22 protein-coding genes are annotated in these 17,320 nt (G+C 62.4%); 7 read left to right on the forward strand and 15 right to left on the reverse strand.

What is annotated here, in order from left to right:
• Positions 1-54: 54 nt before the first annotated feature.
• On the forward strand, positions 55-270 hold the full coding sequence (locus JWV26_RS10675) for a dodecin (RefSeq protein WP_017676334.1): 216 nt from the start codon (positions 55-57) through the stop codon (positions 268-270).
• On the opposite strand, the gene JWV26_RS10680 is transcribed toward JWV26_RS10675, so the two are convergent.
• A complete protein-coding gene (locus tag JWV26_RS10680) occupies positions 239-1,216 on the reverse strand; it encodes an SDR family oxidoreductase (protein WP_206419032.1) in 978 nt (325 codons plus the stop codon). The genes JWV26_RS10675 and JWV26_RS10680 overlap by 32 nt on opposite strands.
• Before the next feature lie 288 nt (positions 1,217-1,504).
• Here JWV26_RS10680 and JWV26_RS10685 point away from each other — a divergent pair, with 288 nt between their 5' ends.
• Positions 1,505-2,089, forward strand: a complete 585-nt coding sequence (locus JWV26_RS10685) for a hypothetical protein (RefSeq protein ID WP_072425097.1) — start codon at positions 1,505-1,507, stop codon at positions 2,087-2,089.
• Between the two features lie 21 nt (positions 2,090-2,110).
• Here the strand turns inward: JWV26_RS10685 and JWV26_RS10690 are convergent, their stop codons facing one another.
• The 4 genes from JWV26_RS10690 to JWV26_RS10705 form a co-directional block, all read right to left on the reverse strand.
• Positions 2,111-3,340, reverse strand: coding sequence for a nucleoside recognition domain-containing protein (locus JWV26_RS10690; RefSeq protein WP_072425096.1), 1,230 nt, complete (start codon positions 3,338-3,340; stop codon positions 2,111-2,113).
• Between the two features lie 158 nt (positions 3,341-3,498).
• On the reverse strand, positions 3,499-3,960 hold the full coding sequence (locus tag JWV26_RS10695; protein WP_072425095.1) for an inhibitor of vertebrate lysozyme family protein: 462 nt from the start codon (positions 3,958-3,960) through the stop codon (positions 3,499-3,501).
• 10 nt (positions 3,961-3,970) lie between these two features.
• On the reverse strand, positions 3,971-4,135 hold the full coding sequence (locus tag JWV26_RS10700) for a DUF1328 domain-containing protein (protein WP_017676339.1): 165 nt from the start codon (positions 4,133-4,135) through the stop codon (positions 3,971-3,973).
• A 19-nt stretch (positions 4,136-4,154) separates the two neighbouring features.
• On the reverse strand, positions 4,155-4,352 hold the full coding sequence (locus JWV26_RS10705; protein WP_072425094.1) for a hypothetical protein: 198 nt from the start codon (positions 4,350-4,352) through the stop codon (positions 4,155-4,157).
• Between the two features lie 373 nt (positions 4,353-4,725).
• Here JWV26_RS10705 and JWV26_RS10710 point away from each other — a divergent pair, with 373 nt between their 5' ends.
• Positions 4,726-5,127 carry an acyl-CoA thioesterase gene (locus tag JWV26_RS10710; RefSeq protein WP_064493685.1) on the forward strand — a complete coding sequence of 134 codons (402 nt, stop codon included), beginning with the start codon at positions 4,726-4,728 and terminating at the stop codon, positions 5,125-5,127.
• 125 nt (positions 5,128-5,252) lie between these two features.
• On the opposite strand, the gene JWV26_RS10715 is transcribed toward JWV26_RS10710, so the two are convergent.
• The 3 genes from JWV26_RS10715 to JWV26_RS10725 all read right to left on the reverse strand — a co-directional run bounded on the left by JWV26_RS10715 (position 5,253) and on the right by JWV26_RS10725 (position 8,946).
• Positions 5,253-5,882: a response regulator gene (locus tag JWV26_RS10715; RefSeq protein ID WP_072425093.1), complete on the reverse strand. Its 630-nt coding sequence runs from the start codon at positions 5,880-5,882 to the stop codon at positions 5,253-5,255.
• Positions 5,883-5,924: 42 nt separating this feature from the next.
• Positions 5,925-7,274: a cache domain-containing protein gene (locus tag JWV26_RS10720; RefSeq protein ID WP_206419033.1), complete on the reverse strand. Its 1,350-nt coding sequence runs from the start codon at positions 7,272-7,274 to the stop codon at positions 5,925-5,927.
• Positions 7,275-7,845: 571 nt separating this feature from the next.
• Positions 7,846-8,946: a TRAP transporter substrate-binding protein gene (locus JWV26_RS10725; RefSeq protein ID WP_072425091.1), complete on the reverse strand. Its 1,101-nt coding sequence runs from the start codon at positions 8,944-8,946 to the stop codon at positions 7,846-7,848.
• A gap of 187 nt (positions 8,947-9,133) precedes the next feature.
• On the opposite strand from JWV26_RS10725, the gene JWV26_RS10730 reads away from it, so the two are divergent.
• The 3 genes from JWV26_RS10730 (at position 9,134) to JWV26_RS10740 (ending at position 12,045) form a co-directional block, all read left to right on the forward strand.
• Positions 9,134-9,676, forward strand: coding sequence for a TRAP transporter small permease subunit (locus tag JWV26_RS10730; RefSeq protein ID WP_072425090.1), 543 nt, complete (start codon positions 9,134-9,136; stop codon positions 9,674-9,676).
• Positions 9,669-11,045 carry a TRAP transporter large permease gene (locus JWV26_RS10735; protein WP_072425089.1) on the forward strand — a complete coding sequence of 459 codons (1,377 nt, stop codon included), beginning with the start codon at positions 9,669-9,671 and terminating at the stop codon, positions 11,043-11,045. The genes JWV26_RS10730 and JWV26_RS10735 overlap by 8 nt, the downstream gene beginning before the upstream one ends.
• 100 nt (positions 11,046-11,145) lie before the next feature.
• Complete coding sequence (locus JWV26_RS10740) at positions 11,146-12,045, forward strand: D-hexose-6-phosphate mutarotase (RefSeq protein WP_206419034.1); 900 nt, start codon at positions 11,146-11,148, stop codon at positions 12,043-12,045.
• A gap of 101 nt (positions 12,046-12,146) precedes the next feature.
• Here JWV26_RS10740 and JWV26_RS10745 read toward each other — a convergent pair whose 3' ends face one another.
• The 7 genes from JWV26_RS10745 to purE all read right to left on the reverse strand — a co-directional run bounded on the left by JWV26_RS10745 (position 12,147) and on the right by purE (position 15,960).
• Positions 12,147-12,626 carry an FAD/FMN-containing dehydrogenase gene (locus tag JWV26_RS10745; RefSeq protein WP_206419035.1) on the reverse strand — a complete coding sequence of 160 codons (480 nt, stop codon included), beginning with the start codon at positions 12,624-12,626 and terminating at the stop codon, positions 12,147-12,149.
• Positions 12,627-12,644: 18 nt separating this feature from the next.
• The gene (locus JWV26_RS10750) at positions 12,645-13,181 is read right to left on the reverse strand and encodes a DUF3299 domain-containing protein (RefSeq protein WP_206419205.1); all 537 of its coding nucleotides are present in this window, start codon (positions 13,179-13,181) and stop codon (positions 12,645-12,647) included.
• Between the two features lie 64 nt (positions 13,182-13,245).
• The gene (locus JWV26_RS10755; protein WP_017676370.1) at positions 13,246-13,491 is read right to left on the reverse strand and encodes a GlsB/YeaQ/YmgE family stress response membrane protein; all 246 of its coding nucleotides are present in this window, start codon (positions 13,489-13,491) and stop codon (positions 13,246-13,248) included.
• A gap of 63 nt (positions 13,492-13,554) precedes the next feature.
• Complete coding sequence (locus JWV26_RS24595; RefSeq protein ID WP_338138742.1) at positions 13,555-13,881, reverse strand: hypothetical protein; 327 nt, start codon at positions 13,879-13,881, stop codon at positions 13,555-13,557.
• A 1-nt stretch (position 13,882) separates the two neighbouring features.
• Positions 13,883-14,329 carry a transporter substrate-binding domain-containing protein gene (locus JWV26_RS24600; protein ID WP_338138743.1) on the reverse strand — a complete coding sequence of 149 codons (447 nt, stop codon included), beginning with the start codon at positions 14,327-14,329 and terminating at the stop codon, positions 13,883-13,885.
• 54 nt (positions 14,330-14,383) lie between these two features.
• The gene (locus tag JWV26_RS10765) at positions 14,384-15,469 is read right to left on the reverse strand and encodes a 5-(carboxyamino)imidazole ribonucleotide synthase (RefSeq protein ID WP_072423714.1); all 1,086 of its coding nucleotides are present in this window, start codon (positions 15,467-15,469) and stop codon (positions 14,384-14,386) included.
• Positions 15,469-15,960 carry a 5-(carboxyamino)imidazole ribonucleotide mutase gene (purE, locus tag JWV26_RS10770; RefSeq protein ID WP_072423713.1) on the reverse strand — a complete coding sequence of 164 codons (492 nt, stop codon included), beginning with the start codon at positions 15,958-15,960 and terminating at the stop codon, positions 15,469-15,471. The genes JWV26_RS10765 and purE overlap by 1 nt, the downstream gene beginning before the upstream one ends.
• A 276-nt stretch (positions 15,961-16,236) precedes the next feature.
• On the opposite strand from purE, the gene adhP reads away from it, so the two are divergent.
• Positions 16,237-17,259, forward strand: coding sequence for an alcohol dehydrogenase AdhP (adhP, locus tag JWV26_RS10775; protein WP_206419036.1), 1,023 nt, complete (start codon positions 16,237-16,239; stop codon positions 17,257-17,259).
• Positions 17,260-17,320 lie beyond the last annotated feature (61 nt).

A 17,320-nucleotide genomic window follows, 5' to 3' on the forward strand; every position in this document is an offset into this window, starting at 1 on the left:
GCGTGCTCTGGCTGCTGGTCTAGGCTGGTAGTAAAGCCACCGTGGAGCAATGACATGTCCAACCACCACACCTACAAGAAGATCGAGATCGTCGGCTCGTCCCGCACCAGCATCGAGGAGGCCATCGAGAACGCCTTGGCCGAATGCGCCAAGAGCGTGCGCAACATGGACTGGTTCGAGGTCGTCGACACCCGTGGCCATATCGAGAATGGCAAGGTGGGTCACTACCAGGTCACGCTCAAGATTGGCTTTCGCTTGAGTGGTAGCTGATGCCTTGTGCGGCGAGGAAGGCGTAGAAGGCTTCGCGGCTTGAATAGCGCGGTTGGTAGCCGAACTCCTCCTTCAGCCGCTGATTGGCCAGCACCGGTCGGTAGCGCAGAAAATCCAGTTGCTCCGGGCCGTACTGGCTCAGCCCCAGTGGCTTGAGTAGGCGCAGCGCGCCACTGAGCAGCGGCGCCGGTAGCGGCCGGTAGGGTTTGCCGAGGATCTCGGCGATTTCCTTGAGGCTCAACGCGCCATCGCCGGCCAGGTTGTAGATGCCTTCGCGGTTCTCTTCCAGGCCCTGGCGGATGATGCCGACCACGTCCTGCTCCCAGATGAACACGAAACGGCTGCTGTGGCCGAGCACGCCCAGAACCGTGCGTTTCTTGAACAAGTCGCTGATCGGGTTATTCAGGCGTTTGCCAAGGATGGTGCCGGGGCGCAGCACCAGTTGACGCAGTTGCGGGTGCTGCTCGCGGCAGCGCGCCAACAGTTGTTCGATTTCCAGTTTGTGCTTGGCGTAGGCGAAATGCGGGTGGCCACGTAGCGGCTGGTCTTCGTCGATCCATTCGGCATTGTCCGCGGCATAGCCATAGGCTGCGCCGGAGCTGGTGAGCACCAGTTGGCGCACACCGTTGGCGAGTGCGCTATCGACCAGGCATTGGGTACCACCGACCTCTATGGCGTGCAGGTGGGCTTCGGTCATATCGCGTGGTGGGCGGATCACCGTGGCCAGATGGACGATGGCATCCGGTTTCCAGCCACTGACGCAGGCACGCACCTGCGCCGGGCGGCCCATGTCCAGTAGCACCGGCTCGACGTTGGCTTTCAGCCCTTGGCTGGCGAGGGGGCGGATGTCTGCGGCGATCAGTGTCCATTCGGGGTGCTGGATGGCCAGTTCGTCGAGCAGCTGATGGCCGATGAAGCCGGCAGCACCGGTGATCAGAACGCGCATGATTGCCTCCCGGCGGATACTGATATCCGCCCTGGTCCGTTCAAATACCGGAAGAGCGCCGGTACGACGGACGTGGCCCTTTGAGAAGCGGGCCTTGTGATTATGGTTTTTACCGACGCCAGGCTAGGCAGACGACCGCCAGCTGACAATGGCAGAAGTCGCCAGCGGCCGTGGCGATTTACGCCAGGCGCACGGAGGCTGTGGTACTGCGCACAGCCACGAGGGTTGCGGCTGGCCACAGAGGCGAGGATCAGGCAAGCTGGCCGCGCTTATTCAGGGAGGATAGTCATGTTCAGGATGCTGCTGGTGTTGTTCGTCGCGCTGTCGCTCGGCGGCTGCATCGACAACGAACCGCCACTTGCCGAGGAACGCCGCCTGCTGCTCAGCGGTGAGGATTTCGCCGTTTACGAGGCGCCGGACGAAGGGCACTACGAGAAGCTGGTGACCTACGCTGCGCGCAGCATCGACCTCAGTTTCGAGAGCGAGGGCAGCGACTGGTTCTATCTCTACAGCGGTGTCTCTCTCTATCCGCGCGCCGCTGATGCGCTGATGACCAGTTACGCCGAGACGTTCGGCGCCTCGTTCGGCCTGCGTGACAGCGGGCTGGTGCAGCAGGATCTACCGCTGGAAACCAAGCTGGCCAGTCGCGCCAGCCTCAAGCTGCTGACCCAGGACGGTGAGCCGGTAGGCAACCTGTTCTATGCCACGGTCGGCAACAAGTCGATGTTCACCATCTTCACCGGGGTGTATTTCGAGCAGCCCGAGGACTTCGAAGCGTTCATCGCGCCCAAGCTGCTGGCGTTGCGTGAATACCAGCACACCGATCCGTTGCTGAGCTGGGCGGGTGACAAGCTGGGGTTGGGCGCCGATTGAGCCGCCCCAGCGCGAAGACGATCAGCCGAAGAACCAGTAGCACACACCGATGGCGGCGATGATTCCGGCCGCATCGGCGATCAGGGCGCAGCCCACGGCATGGCGGGCGCGCTGCAGGCCGACCGCGCCAAAGTACACCGCCAGCACGTAGAAGGTAGTCTCGGTACTGCCCTGCACCGTGGCCGCAACCAGCGCCGGAAAGCTGTCGACGCCGAAGTTCTCCATGGTTTCGATCAGCATGGCGCGTGCGGCACCACCGGAGAAAGGTTTCATCAGCGCAGTGGGCAGGGCGTCGACGAAACGGGTATCCCAGCCCAGCGCTTCGATCAGCCAGCGAATGCCGTCGAGGCCGAAATCCAGCGCGCCGGATGCGCGCAGCACGCCGATGGCGCAGAGCATGGCGACCAGATAGGGCAGCAGACTCTTGGCCACATCGAACCCTTCCTTGGCGCCTTCGATGAAGCTCTCGTACACCGCCACCTTGCGCAGTGCGCCGACCACCAGGAACAGCAGGATCAGGCCGAACAGGGTGAGGTTACCGAGCAGCGATGACAGCGCCGCCAGGGCCGTGGCGCTCATGCCGGCGAGCAAGGCCATGAAGCCGCCCAGCAGCAGCGCGGATGGAATCAGGTAGGCCAGCACTACCGGGTCCCACAGGCGCAGGCGCTGCATCACTGACACTGCCAGCAGGCCGGCCAGGGTCGAGGCGCTGGTCGCGAGGAGGATGGGCAGAAACACCAGGGTGGGATCTTCGGCGCCTTGCTGCACGCGGTACATGAAGATCGATACCGGCAGCAGGGTCAGCGATGAGGTGTTGAGTACCAGGAAGAGGATCTGCGCGTTGCTCGCCGTGGTGGCGCTGGGGTTGAGATCCTGCAGGGCGCGCATGGCCTTGAGGCCGATGGGTGTGGCGGCATTGTCCAGGCCCAGGCCATTGGCGGCGAAGTTCATGCTGATCAGTCCGAGCGCCGGATGGCCCCGTGGCACTTCCGGCATCAGGCGGGCGAACAAGGGGCCCAGAAGGCGTGCGAGCAGATCGACCAGTCCAGCCTTCTCGGCGATGCGCAGCAACCCCAACCACAGCGTCAGAGTGCCGAACAGCACCACCATCAGCTCCACCGAGAGCTTGGCCATGGCGAACAGGCTTTCGACCATGGCGCCGAACACCGTGGCGTCGCCGCCGATCAGCCAGCGTGCCAGAGCTGCAGCGGCTCCCAGCAGAAAAAAGCTCAGCCACAGGCCATTGAGCATTGCAATCCCCCTAGATTGGCCGGCGACGCCTTTCCTTGGTGTCCTTCTCCCTGCGGGAAAGGTGGCGCGAAGCGCCGGATGAAGGAGGGCATGCCGTTATGGCGGGGGATGATAACGTGCCGGCAGTATCTATGGGACAGCCGGTAAACTGTCGTCACTCAATACCAGTTTGGATCGCTGCGCAGCTGTTCCATCAGCATCTGCTGGACCTCCTCGTCCGGGTCGCCCAACCAGCGCAGGCTGGCGTGTTCACTGGGCGCGCGATCCTCGGGCAGACCATCGGGCACCTGCACGTACAGGGCATAGGCTTCGTCGTCTTCCCATTCGAAGGCGACATAGGCGCGCTGTCCGAAACATCTGTGCGCTTCGCAGATCTGGCCGACCAGATAGCGATCACTGTCGGCTTCCACTGCCTGCATGGGGGTAGAAAGGCCGCTGAGATTGATCAGCCAGTCCGGCAGGCGCTCTTCATCCTTTACCAGGTCCTGCCAGGCTTGGCGGTACTCGTCGTTGCTGGTCAGCAACTCGCCTGGATGGAAACTGGTGTCGCGGTCGGCGGCCTGAGCCGCCAGGGCGCCGCCCATCAGCAGGGCGGCAGCAATGGCGTGAATCGACTGCATCTATCTCTCCCTAAAGACGCGGGCGGCGGCCCATGACGAACGAGACGATGAACAGCACCAGGAACACCACGAATAGGATCTTGGCGATACCTGCAGCAGTGCCGGCGATACCACCGAAGCCCAATACTGCAGCGATGATGGCGATGATCAGGAAAGTGACTGCCCAACTAAGCATGATGTTTCTCCTCGATGGATCAGTGGGTAATGGCCCAGGCAGGCCAGGGGTCTTGCGCGTTGCTCGGGTCCTGAGGCTGGGGCGCAGCGCCCGTGGGCAGCTCCAGCTCGGCGGTATTGCGGCTCGCGCACAGGGTCTGGCCAATCAGTACAACGCTGGCGAGCGTCAGGCTGAGCAGAAGCAGCAAGGTGGCGAGCACCAGAGCAACTATCCACATGGCGATTCTCCTGTTGCGTTGGAGGCGAATAGCTCGGGTTCGTGGCATATCCGTCTCTTCCTTGTTCTGCATTGCAACCGGTGCATGACCGGTCACCCACTGGGAACGTTGCAGCACCCGTGCCAGACTTTTTGTTTTTATAAAAACCTTGTAAATCATTGATTTACGTTTTTTTTAAGGCCTTGGGAGGCAGGCATACTGCCCGAACGAGGTTTGCCCGGTCGTGCGTTTTGCCCGACCCGGCATGGGCTGTGACGTTTTACGCCTCGCCAGAGTGGTCGCTCGTCGACTGCACAGTCGGTATACTCGCTGCGCCCGTGTGCCATGCGGGTTCCGCGCCCAGAACAACAACCGCGCCGCGAGTCTCGAACCGATGAACGACTACGAACAGGAAGACCCGATTCCCCAGGGTGACCTCGCCCTGCAGATCACTGCGTTGCCGCGCGAGACCAATGGTTTCGGTGATATCTACGGTGGCTGGCTGGTATCGCAGATGGATCTCGCCGGCACCGCGATGGCGAGCAAGGTTGCAGGTGGCCGCGTGGCGACCGTCGCCATCGATCGCATGGCCTTTCTGGTACCGGTATCGGTAGGTGCTCAGCTCTCGTTCTACACCCAGGCACTGGAGATCGGCCGCAGTTCGATTCAGATGATGGTCGAGGTGTGGAGCGACGATCCGCTGTCCAACGAATGGCGCAAGGTCACCGAAGCGGTATTCGTGTTCGTCGCCATCGATGGTAGTGGCCGCACTCGTCCGGTCCCGCCGCGACGCTGAGACCGCAACGAATGCCTTGGCCTGAGCTGACAAGGGCATGAGCCACCCGCCGTCAATTGCTGCTTCTCAGCGATCAGACGCTCCAGGGCTGTATCCACGCTATTTCCCGGGGTTGTGACGGCCCGCTAGTCGTAGGGCACCCAACCATGGGCCAGGGCGTGCTTGAGCAGGTCCACCGGCTTGTCGATAGCCAGTTTGCGCCTGATGCTCAGGCGATGGGTTTCGACGGTGCGTACGCTGATATGCAGGGTGCGGGCCATGACCTTGTTGTTAAGGCCTTGGGCGAGCATCAGCAGCACCTCGCGTTCGCGCGGCGTCAGCTCCTCTTCGCTCGGAGCCGGCTTGACCAGCTTGCGTGCGATATCGCCGCTGTAGAAGCTGCCACCGGCGGCAATGGCTTCGATAGCCGCGACGATTTCGCGGGAAGGCGCTTCCTTCAGAACGTAGCCACTGGCGCCAACCGCCAGCGAGCTGCTCACATACTCCTGATTGTCATACATGCTCAGCATTAGCACCTTTATGGCCGGGTAACGCTCGCGCAACTGTCGGGTCAGCTCCAGCCCATTGATATCGCGCAAGCCAACATCCATTAGCAGGATGTCGACTTGGGTGCTCTGTATCAGGTCGAATGCCTCGGCACCGCTGCCCGCCTCCCCGACGACCTCGAAATGAGGCACCACCTCGAGCAGTGCTCGAATACCTTCGCGCACCAGGGCATGGTCATCTATCAGGGCAATTCGTATGGCAGCGGTCATTCGTGCGTGCTCTTGTTGTTTTGGTTGCTTCGGTCGAGAGGGCTAGGTTGTTGACAACGGCAGCGTCACTATCAGCTCCGTGTGGCCGGGTTGTGATGTAAGGGCGAAGCGCCCGCCAAAATGTTCGACACGCTGGCGGATGTTGCGTAGGCCGATACCTCCAGTGAGGGTGTCGAAATGCCGGGAGCTGAAACCGACGCCGTCGTCACGAACCCGCAAGCGTACCCGTCGTGCCCTGCCGTCGAGGCTAATGGCAACGGTGTTCGCCTGCGCATGGCGCTCGATGTTGGTCAGCGCTTCTTGCAGAATCCTGAACAGCGCAACCGCCATCCCATCGGTGAGTAATATATCGCCCAGGTCATTCCTGTAGTCGATCAGCAGGCCGCTGCGTTGCTCGAACTCGGCAACCAGCTGACCAATCGCTGCGGGCAGGCCAAGGGTGTCGAGCAGCGAGGGGTGCAGGTCGTGAGAAATCCGCCGTACTTCGCCAATAGCACCTGCTAGCCGCTCGGTGCCTTTGTATAGCGTTTCCAGGCCCTGATCATTGCCTGATGCAAGTTCAAGGCTGGCCAATTCGAACTGGAACTTGATCGAGGCAAGCAGCTGGCTGATGCCATCGTGGAGTTCACGCGAAACCCGCGAGCGTTCCTCTTCCTGCAGGTTGACGATGCGTTGGGTGAGCAACTGCAGCTTGCGATCAGCCAGGCGATGCTCGCTGAGGTTCAGCGCCAGGCCGCCGACGAATACCAGTAACACCGCGACCAGGGCCAGACCGGCAATCGCCAGCATGGTGGCGTGGATGCCATTGGAGGCCTCGTCATGCACCTGGGCAATCGCCTGGTCGACGTCCTCCAGGTAAATCCCTGTGCCAAGCATCCAGCCCCAGCGCTCGAGCATAACCACATAGGCCAGCTTGTCGGTCACCTCGCCGGTCGATGGTTTCTGCCAGGCGTAAAGCTGGAAGCCGTCGCCGTTGTGCGCGCTTTGCATCAGGGCTTGAATGACCAGTAGGCCGCGAGGGTCGGTCATGTTCCATAGATCCTGACCGACCAGCTCACCCTGACGCGGGTGCATCAGGTTGCGCCCGTTGCTTTCATAAACGAAGAAGTAACCATCGCTGCCGAAGCTGATTCTGGCCAGCACCCCCAGCACCTGTTGTTTGATCTCGGCATCGTCGCGGCCGCTTTCGTACAACGGCGAAATGATGCTCAGGGCCATCTCGACATAGTGTTTGAGCTCGACGCGCTTGCTCGTCAGGATGCTGTCTTCGATCAGGCGCGCCTGTTGTTCGCCCAGGCGCTGGTTCTGGAAGAACACCAGAACGCAGACCACCGCCACGGCCAGCAGCAACGGCAGCACGCTGAGTGCGACTATCTTGTGTTTGAGCTGCATGGGTCAGGTCATTCCAGAAAGAACACAGCCAACTGAATGCGAAATTGGCGTAGCAGAGTACCTGGGTCATCGTCGAGTCTGGCGGGTCCGAGAGGCGTTGGCCTGACTCGCCTGCCCAGTGGCATGAAACGGCGCATCGCATCCATGTGTCTTCGGGGCGTGTCTGCAGGCAGTCGATCATACCCGGATTTTCAGCGTGCTTTGTGGCGTGCGGCTGGCCGAGACGCGCACTTCGTCGGCGATCAGGGCAGATCCGCGACGGCTCTCACTTGACGCGTTGAGTGCTGGAGACATCCATGAGCTGGTGAAGGCGAGGTGTCATCTGACTGAATGGGCGCAATCGCTTCTACTGCGTAGTCTGTTGGCCAAGTGGGACTGGCCGCGCATGAAGCGGCTGGGTTGGCATACAGCGAATCGAGTTGAGAACCGCTCGATTTGCTGCGAGCGGTACGGACACCGGTCACCTGCCTTGGGTCAAACCGAAGACCCGGTGATTTCACCGGGTCTTCGATATTCACCAGGCTAGGCGAACGGCTCGCAGTGCGATGCCGACATTTTCGTGGCTCGGGAATCAGCCACGGATGTTGTAGATGTCCTTCTCGTTGCTTTCCGCGTATTCGTACAGGCGCTTGAGGTAGGCCTTCTGGTGTTCCCACACCTTGGTTGCTGCCGGGTCGGCCGCTGCGCTGGCATCGACCACCTCGGCCGCCACTTCCTTCAGGCGCGCCAGGACTTCATCCGGCAAGCGGCGAACTTCCACGCCGTCGGCCTTGAGTTGCTCCATGGCTTCCATGTTCTTGGCGTTGTAGTCGTCGAGCATGTCGCCGTTGACGTCACGGGCGGCTGCGCGAACGATGGCCTGCAGGTCTGGCGGCAGGGTTTCCCAGGCCTTGATGTTGACGTCCAGTTCGAACAGCACGCTCGGCTCCTGCCAGCCCGGGGTGTAGTAGTACTTGGCTGCTTTGTGCAGGCCGAGGGCCAGGTCATTGTATGGGCCGATCCACTCGGTGGCGTCGATGGCGCCAGTCTGCATTGCAGTGAAGATTTCACCGGCCGGCATGTTGACCACGGTGCCGCCCATCTTGGTCAGCACTTCGCCGCCCAGGCCTGGGGTGCGCATCTTCAGACCTTTGAAGTCGTCGACCGAGTTCATTTCCTTGTTGAACCAGCCGGCGGTCTGCACGCCGGTGTTGCCACAAGCCATCGGCAGCACGCCGAATGGTTTGTAGACCTCTTCCCACAGCTGCTGACCACCACCGCGGTGCAGCCAGGCGTTCATTTCCTGGGCGTTGGGGCCGAATGGCGAGGCGCAGAAGAACTGCGCAGCCGGGACTTTGCCTTTCCAGTAATACGGTGCGCCGTGACCCATCTCGGCGGTACCGCGGGAGACCGCATCGAACACTTCCAGTGCCGGTACCAGTTCACCTGCTGCGTACACCTTGACCTTCAGGCGGCCGTTACTCATTTCGTCGACCAGCTTGGCGAAGCGCTCGGCCCCGACGCCGACGCCCGGGAAGTTCTTTGGCCAGGAGGTGACCATTTTCCAGTTGAAGGTCTGAGCACTCGAACCCTCTTGGGGTGCTGCGGCGCTCTTGGAATCTTCTTTACAGCCAGCCAGTGCGGTTGCTGCAAGGCCTACGCCCGCTGCGGCGAGTATGTCGCGACGTTTCATGCAATGCTCCTTGTTGTTGTACTAATTACCCGAACACCAGGATCGCCAGTATTCGGAGCGTTCTGACTATCATAGGCAGTAGCATCACTCAAGCGCAGCGACTACGTACGTAGTATTGCGGGTTGCGACGCTCTTGAGCGGCCCCCTAGAATCCCGAGCCCCTTGGCTATAAAAATAAGGTCCTGCCATGCCCAATCTCCCCCCTTTACTCGGGTTGGCACGCTTCATCGATGCGTGCAACGCCCTATTCGGCAAGGCCTGCGCCTGGCTGACGGTATTTTTGGTGATCGGTACCGCCATCGTCGTGGTACTGCGTTACGGTTTCGGTATCGGTGCGACAGCCCTGCAGGAAGCGGTGCTTTACGCTCACGCACTGGTGTTCATGGGCGCAGCGGCCTGGGTGCTGCAACGCAACGGACACGTGCGCGTGGATATCTTCTACCAGAAGTTCAGCGGCCGCCGTCAGGCGCTGGTGGAGATTTTCGGTAACCTGCTGTTCCTGCTGCCGGTCGCGCTGTTCCTCGGCTGGGCCAGCTGGGACTACGTCAGCAATGCCTGGTCAACGCTCGAAGCCTCCAGCGAGTCCGGCGGCCTCAAGTTCGTCTATCTGCAGAAAAGCATCATCCTGGTGCTGGTCATCAGCCTGGTACTGCAAGGTATTTCCAATCTGATCAAGGCGCTCTACGTCTTCAGCGGTCGCCTGCCGGCTCCGGAGGTGAAACATGGCTGAGTTGATGGCGATTCTGCTGTTCGTCAGTATTTGCGTGGCCTTGATGGCCGGCTTCCCGGTGGCGTTCACCCTGGCCGGCGTTTCCCTGCTGTTCGCCGCTATCGGTGTTGTCACGGGCACCTTCGACCCCGGTTACCTCAGCGCCCTGCCGAACCGCCTGTTCGGCATCATGAACAACCAGACCATGCTTGCCGTGCCGTTGTTCGTGTTCATGGGCGTGATGCTGGAACGTTCACGGGTGGCCGAGGACTTGCTCGAGTCCATGTCGCGCCTGTTCGGCACCCTGCGTGGCGGCCTGGCGATTTCCGTGTGCGTGGTCGGCGCTCTGCTGGCTGCTTCTACCGGTATCGTCGGTGCCACCGTGGTGACCATGGGCCTGCTGGCGCTGCCGACCATGCTGCGTCGCGGTTACGATCCGGCCATTTCCACCGGGACTCTGGCTGCTACCGGCACCCTGGGGCAGATCATTCCACCTTCGATCGTGCTGGTGTTGCTGGGTGATGTGATGTCCAGCGCCTATCAGCAGGCGCAGTTGAAGATGGGCATCTTCTCGCCGAAGACCGTATCGGTCGGCGACCTGTTCGTCGGTGCGCTGATTCCCGGGCTGCTGCTGGTTGGCCTGTACATCGTCTACATCATCGCCGTTGCCATCTTCCAGCCGAAGAAACTGCCGGCGTTGCCGCAGGAGGAACTGGGTCCGATCGAGTGGGGCAAACTGGGCAAGGCGCTGATTCCGCCGCTGATCCTGATTGGCGCGGTGCTGGGCTCGATCCTCGCCGGTTATGCCACGCCTACCGAGGCTGCTGCATTGGGTGCCGTGGGCGCCATGTTGCTGGCCTTCAGCAAGGGCAAGCTGAACTTCGGCCAGCTCAAGGAAGTGGCCTACGGCACCACCGAAATCAGTGCCATGGTCTTCATGATCCTGATCGGTGCTTCGCTGTTCTCCCTGGTGTTCCGCGGCTTCGGTGGCGAGGCATTGATCGAGGACGTGTTCGCCCAGCTGCCAGGCGGCGTGCTGGGTGCGTTCTTCCTGGTGATGGTGGTGATCTTCCTGCTCGGCTTCATTCTCGACTTCATCGAGATCACCTTCGTGGTGGTACCGATCGTCGGGCCGGTGCTGCTGGCCATGGGCCTCGATCCGATCTGGCTCGGCGTGATGATCGCACTGAACCTGCAGACGTCCTTCCTCACTCCGCCATTCGGCTTCGCCCTGTTCTACCTGCGTGGCGTGACGCCGGCGAGCATTCCCACCAGCACCATCTACAAGGGTGTCGTGCCGTTCATCCTGATCCAGATTCTGCTGCTGGTAATCGCCTACATGTTCCCCGGGCTGATTACCTGGCTGCCGGAGCAGGTCTACGGCAAGTAAGCATCGCTGGCCTGGTTTGGCAAAACGCCCGTCCTTGTGATGGGCGTTTTGCTTTTTGCGTTGTCACACTATCTGTCATCTATCTCAGCGAGAGGTCGTCATGAGCACCGCCCAAGTCGAACGCGTGGAACTGGATCAATTGGTCTGCTGGCGCATCCGTGCCGCTGACAGCGAATTGCTGGTGGCCCAGCAGGGTGCGCAGGTTCTCAGTTACCAGCAGGGCGAGCAGCCGCCGCTGATCTGGCTAAGCCCGGATGCGGCCTACCAGCGCGGTCAAAGTGTGCGTGGTGGTGTGCCGGTCTGCTGGCCCTGGTTCGGTGACCTGCGGCGCAATCCGCAGGCCGTACAGGCGCACTATCATCAGGAGCAGGCGCCGGCCCACGGCCTGGTGCGAGCGCTGGACTGGGAGCTGCTGGGCATCGACGAGGAGGACGATACCGTCACTCTGCGCTTTGTCTATGACACGCGTACTCAGCCGCTGGAGGGCTGGCCCAGGGACGTCGGCCTGACTTTCGTCGTGCGTCTGGCGCAGGATCTCAGCATGAGCCTGGAAACCCACAATCGCGGTGACACGCCCCTGACCCTGAGCCAGGCGCTGCACAGCTACTTCGCCGTCAGCGACGTGCGCCAGGTCAGCGTCGAGGGGCTGCAGGCCTGTCGCTACATCGACACCCTGATGGACTGGCAGGAGCTTCGTCAGCAGGACGAACTGGGATTCAGCGCCGAGACGGATCGCATCTACCTCGATACCCCCGCGCGGCTAAGTATCGTCGACCCCGGCTGGGGCCGGCGCATTCATCTGGATGCCCGTGGTTCACGTTCGGCCGTGCTGTGGAATCCGTGGGTCGACAAGGCCAAGCGCCTCTCGCAATTTCCCGACGACGCCTGGCAGAACATGCTCTGCATCGAGACGGCCAATGTGCTGGAGGATGTCGTGCAGCTGAAAGCCGACGAGCGGCATCGTCTGGAGCTGCGCCTTTCGAGCGAGTTGATCGGCTAACAGTCAGTACCGATACAGTGAACCTGTAGGAGCGGCGCACCTGAGAAGCTTCGCCCCGTAGCGGGGCTCCTACGAAAGGCAGTTAGCGGCCTGCCAGTTCTTCATGAACCGTCAGTGATTGCCTGCGCCTCCAAGGCTTGTCGCAGATCGTCAGTATGAGTGAAAACCTGCTGCGAGACGATCTGCAGACCATCGAGCTGTAGCCACAGCACCTCACCCTCGCCAGCCGGATAACGCGGGGCGATGCGTGCATCGCGGTCGAGGAGGATGCGGTAGTTGTAGTCGCGCATCTTCGGCAGGGCAAACAGGGTAGCGATGATGCGGGGCATGCGGCTGATATCGGCGAGGAAGACCGCTTGGCGCTCGTCCAGGTAGCCCTTGGGTTTGCCTTCCAGTGCAGCGTTGACCAGCTTGGCGCCGTCCATGTCGCGGGCGACCAGCAGGATGCGGGTCTCGTCATTCAGGGTGTAGGGCACGTCATGCTGATCCAGCAGCGTCCAGGGTGCCAGGCGTTCGCCGGGCTCCAGAGCCAGTACGGCGCTAGACAGCAGGCACAGCAACAACAGGGCGGCAGCTTTCATGCACAGACTCCAGAGCGATCAGTAGAGGTCTTCGTCGGTCACCAGGCGCACTTCGCCCGCTTCCATGGCATAGGCGGCGTCGGCCAGATCGTTGCTAACCCGCTCCACCTTCAGCTCGCCACTGACCCACAGTGGGGCGTAGATGTCCTCGAGCGGGATGCCCTTGGGATAACGCACCAGCACCAGCTGATTGGGCGGCGGTGGTGGGACGTGAATGCAGGCGCCCGGATAGGGCACCAGGAAGAACAGGGTGCTGTTGCCTTTTTCGTCGTTTTCCAGCGGTACCGGGTAGCCGCCCAGGCGAATGGCCTTGCCGTCGAGTTCGGGCACGGTCTTGGTGGAGTACATCACTGCCGGCAGATCCTGATCCTGCTGGCGCAGGCCGCCCTCGCTGTAGAAGGTGCTGTCGCCTTCAGGACTGTCGTGGCTGATCTCGGGCATTTCCTCGAGGGCCTTGCGGTCTTCGGGTGGCATCAGGTCGAGCCAGTCGGTTTCCGGCAGTTCGGCGTGGGCCAGGCCGGTACAAAAGAGCAGGGCGAGCAGCAGGTGGCGCATGGGGTATGGCATCTCGTGGCGGCGTTGACGAGGAGCCGACAAGTCGGCTCCTGAGCGGGGCTTGTCAGCCCTTCTTGATCGCGCCGTAGATTACCAGCAGAACGATGGCGCCGATCACTGCGCCGATAAAACCAGCGGCCTGTCCGGCCTGGTAGATGCCTAGCGCCTGGCCGCCATAGGTAGCGGCGATGGAGCCGCCGATGCCGAGCAGGATGGTCATGATCCAGCCCATGCTGTCATCGCCGGGTTTGAGAAAACGTGCGATCAACCCGACGATCAGGCCGATGAAGATGGTGCCGATAATGCCCATTGGCGTGTCTCCTTGATGAGTGCCGCTCGTGCGGCAGGCCCGTCATGGGACAAGTCAATGGGGCTATCGGTTCGCCTCGTCTGGCGGCAGAACGCCATAGCGGTGGTAGATCAGGGCAACTTCGCCCTCTTCACGCATGCGTTGCAGCTCAGCGCCAAGGCGGTCGTAGAGTTCGCGTCGGTCGCTCTGGTAGCGCTTCAGCGATGCGCCGAAGTGGTTGCCCAGTACCTGCTGGTGGGCGTAGTGCGCGTAGCTGTAGGCGCGAAAGTTCATGGCCTGAAATTGCGCCTCCATCGGTACGGCGTCGAGCACTGCGATGGTGTCCAGGCGCCCAGCCCGGAACATCGCGGCCAGTTGCGCATCGTCGCTGGCATAGGCGCGACCGAGCATGTCATCGCTGTCGAAAGGTTCGAAATAGGCCGTACCGCGTTTGACACCCAGAGACAGGTCGTACAGATCCTCGTAGCGGCTCAGTCTGGCCTCTTCCCCCGGGCGCACGACGAAGCGAACGTTCAGTTGCTGATTGCTGATTGCCGATGCTGGGCAGGAAATGGATGTACTCGCGGCGCTGTTGAGTGAGTAGCACGCGCGGCACCAGGTCGACTCGTCCGGAGCGCAGGTCGTCAAGACTGCGCAGGAAGGGCGCTTCACGCCACTGCAGCTCTACCCCGACACGGTGTGCGGCCGTTTCCAGTACGCTGATCAGTGGGCCGCTGGGCAGGCCGTCGACAGCACGCATCTCCGGTGGCCGTTCGCGAAAGTCGACGCGCAGCACCTCTTGCGCGCCAACGCAGGTCAGCGTGAACAGTAGAGGCAGTAAGGAAAGAAGACGCTTCATGGGGGGCTCTTGAACGACCACCGTCGTTCAAGAGTCTAGCTGCGAATCGATCTGTCAGTCTGCGGCGATCAACGCCTGAACGTCGGCGATACGCGCATCCAGGCTGGCGCGGTCGGCGCAACGCAGGGTGGCATGACCGACCTTGCGTCCGGCCTTGAAGGCCTTGCCGTAGTGGTGCAGATGGCAGTCGGCAACGCTGATCACCTTGTCCACCGGCGGCACCGAGCCGATGAAGTTGAGCATGGCGCTCTCACCCAACTTGGCGGTGGAACCCAACGGCAGGCCTGCGACGGCGCGCAGATGGTTCTCGAACTGGCTGCACTCGGCGCCTTCGATGGTCCAGTGCCCGGAGTTGTGCACGCGCGGGGCGATCTCGTTGGCCTTGAGGCCGCCGTCCACCTCGAAGAACTCGAAGGCCAGCACGCCGACGTAGTCGAGCTTGTCCAGCACGCGGCCGACGTAGTCCTCGGCCAGCGCCTGCAGAGGATGATCGGTGCTGGCAACGGACAGGGCGAGGATGCCGCTGTCGTGGGTGTTGTGCACCAGCGGGTAGAAGCGCGTTTCACCGTCACGGGCGCGCACGGCGATCAGCGACACCTCGCCGGTGAAGGGCACGAAGCCTTCGAGGATGCACGGCACGCTGCCCAGTTCGGCGAAGGCGCCAGTGACGTCTTCGGGCTTGCGCAGGACTTTCTGGCCCTTGCCGTCATAACCCAGGGTGCGGGTCTTCATCACCGCCGGCAGGCCGATGCTGGCCACCGCGGCGTCCAGATCAGCCTGCGACTGGATGTCGGCGAACTCGGGGGTGGGGATGCCCAGCTCGCGGAACATGGACTTCTCGAACCAGCGATCGCGGGCGATGCGCAGTGCCTCTGCACCCGGATAGACCGGCACGAACTGCGAGAGGAAGGCGACGGTTTCGGCCGGCACGCTCTCGAATTCGAAGGTGACCAGGTCGACCTCATCGGCCAGCTGGCGCAGGTGATCCTGATCGCCATAGTCGGCGCGGATATGCTCGCCGAGCGCCTGGGCGCAGGCGTCCGGCGCCGGGTCGAGGAAGGCGAAGTTCATGCCCAGCGGCGTACCTGCCAGGGCCATCATGCGGCCCAGCTGGCCGCCACCGATCACGCCGATCTTCATTACTGCGCCCTCGGGTCCGGATTTTCCAGCACGGTGTTGGTCTGCTCCTCGCGGAACTGCTTCAGCGCCGCATGGAACTGCGGGTGCTGGTGACCGAGGATGCTGGCGGCTAGCAGGGCGGCGTTGACCGCACCGGCCTTGCCGATGGCCAGAGTGGCGACCGGAATGCCGGCCGGCATCTGCACGATCGACAGCAGCGAGTCGACGCCCGAGAGCATCGACGACTGCACCGGTACGCCGAGCACCGGCAGGTGGGTCTTGGCCGCGCACATGCCCGGCAGGTGAGCGGCGCCACCGGCACCGGCGATGATCACCTGAATGCCGCGTGCTTCAGCCTCTTCGGCGTACTGGAACAGCAGGTCCGGGGTGCGGTGGGCGGAGACCACCTTGACCTCGTGGGGGATGCCCAGCTTGTCCAGCATCTCGGCGGTGTGGCTAAGGGTGGACCAATCGGACTTGGAGCCCATGATCACGCCAACCAGTGCGCTCATCGTCGTGCCTCTTCTCTCGGGCGCCTCGCGGCGCATCAAAAACCAACAAGCCACGCGGGCGGGCCAGCGTGGCTTGTCATGATTCGTTGGCCGGGTGCTGCCGGCCGAAGGCCGCGCAGTATAACGCAAAGCCACTGCTGGCGGGCAGTGGCGATGACCGTTTGTCATGCAAGCTGTGGCAGAGGGTGAAAACCGCCTAAACCTTGCTCTGGAGCAATGCCGGCGCGGGCTGCGCGCGCACACTGGACAGACACTCGCATGCAAGAGGAACCGCGCATGAACCGGACCATGAAAGCCGCAGTCGTCCACGCCTTCGGGCAGCCGCTGCGTATCGAGGAGGTGAAAACCCCGCTGCCTGGCCCCGGGCAGATTCTGGTGAAGATCGAGGCCTCGGGCGTTTGCCATACCGACCTGCACGCCGCCGAAGGCGACTGGCCGGTGAAGCCGAGCCTGCCATTCATTCCCGGCCATGAAGGGGTCGGCTACGTGGCGGCGGTCGGCAGCGGCGTCACGCGCGTCAAGGAGGGCGACCGCGTCGGCGTGCCTTGGCTGTACACCGCCTGCGGCTGCTGCGAGCACTGTCTGACCGGCTGGGAAACCCTGTGCGAGAGCCAGCAGAACACCGGCTACTCAATCAACGGTGGCTACGCCGAATACGTGCTGGCTGACCCGAACTACGTCGGCATTCTGCCGAAGAACGTCGACTTCCTCGAGATCGCGCCGATCCTCTGCGCCGGCGTGACGGTATACAAGGGTCTCAAGGAAACCAGGGCGCGCCCCGGTCAGTGGGTGGCGATCTCCGGTATTGGCGGCCTCGGCCACGTTGCGGTGCAGTATGCCCGCGCCATGGGCCTGCACGTGATTGCAGTGGACGTCGACGACGCCAAGCTGGAACTGGCGCGCAAGCTCGGCGCCAGCCTGACCATCAACGCGCGCAAGGAAAACCCTGTCGAGGTGGTGCAGCGCGATATCGGCGGCGCTCACGGCGTGCTGGTCACCGCGGTGTCCAACGCCGCCTTCGGCCAGGCCATCGGTATGGCACGCCGGCACGGTACGGTGGCCCTGGTCGGCCTGCCGCCGGGTGATTTCCCTACGCCGATCTTCGATGTGGTGCTCAAGGCCATCACCATCACCGGCTCGATCGTCGGCACTCGCGCCGATCTGCAGGAAGCGCTGGATTTCGCTGGCGAGGGGCTGGTCAAGGCCACGGTGCACAGCGACAGCCTGGACAACATCAATGGCATCTTCGATCAAATGCGCGGTGGGCAGATCGAGGGGCGGGTGGTGCTGCAGTTCTGATTCGAGCAAGGCCACGGATTGGCAACTTTCCTACAGAACGGACGCGGACGGGCGCACAGAT

It is taken from the genome of Ectopseudomonas toyotomiensis (assembly GCF_017167985.1).
Taxonomy (GTDB): Bacteria; Pseudomonadota; Gammaproteobacteria; order Pseudomonadales; family Pseudomonadaceae; genus Aquipseudomonas; species Aquipseudomonas toyotomiensis.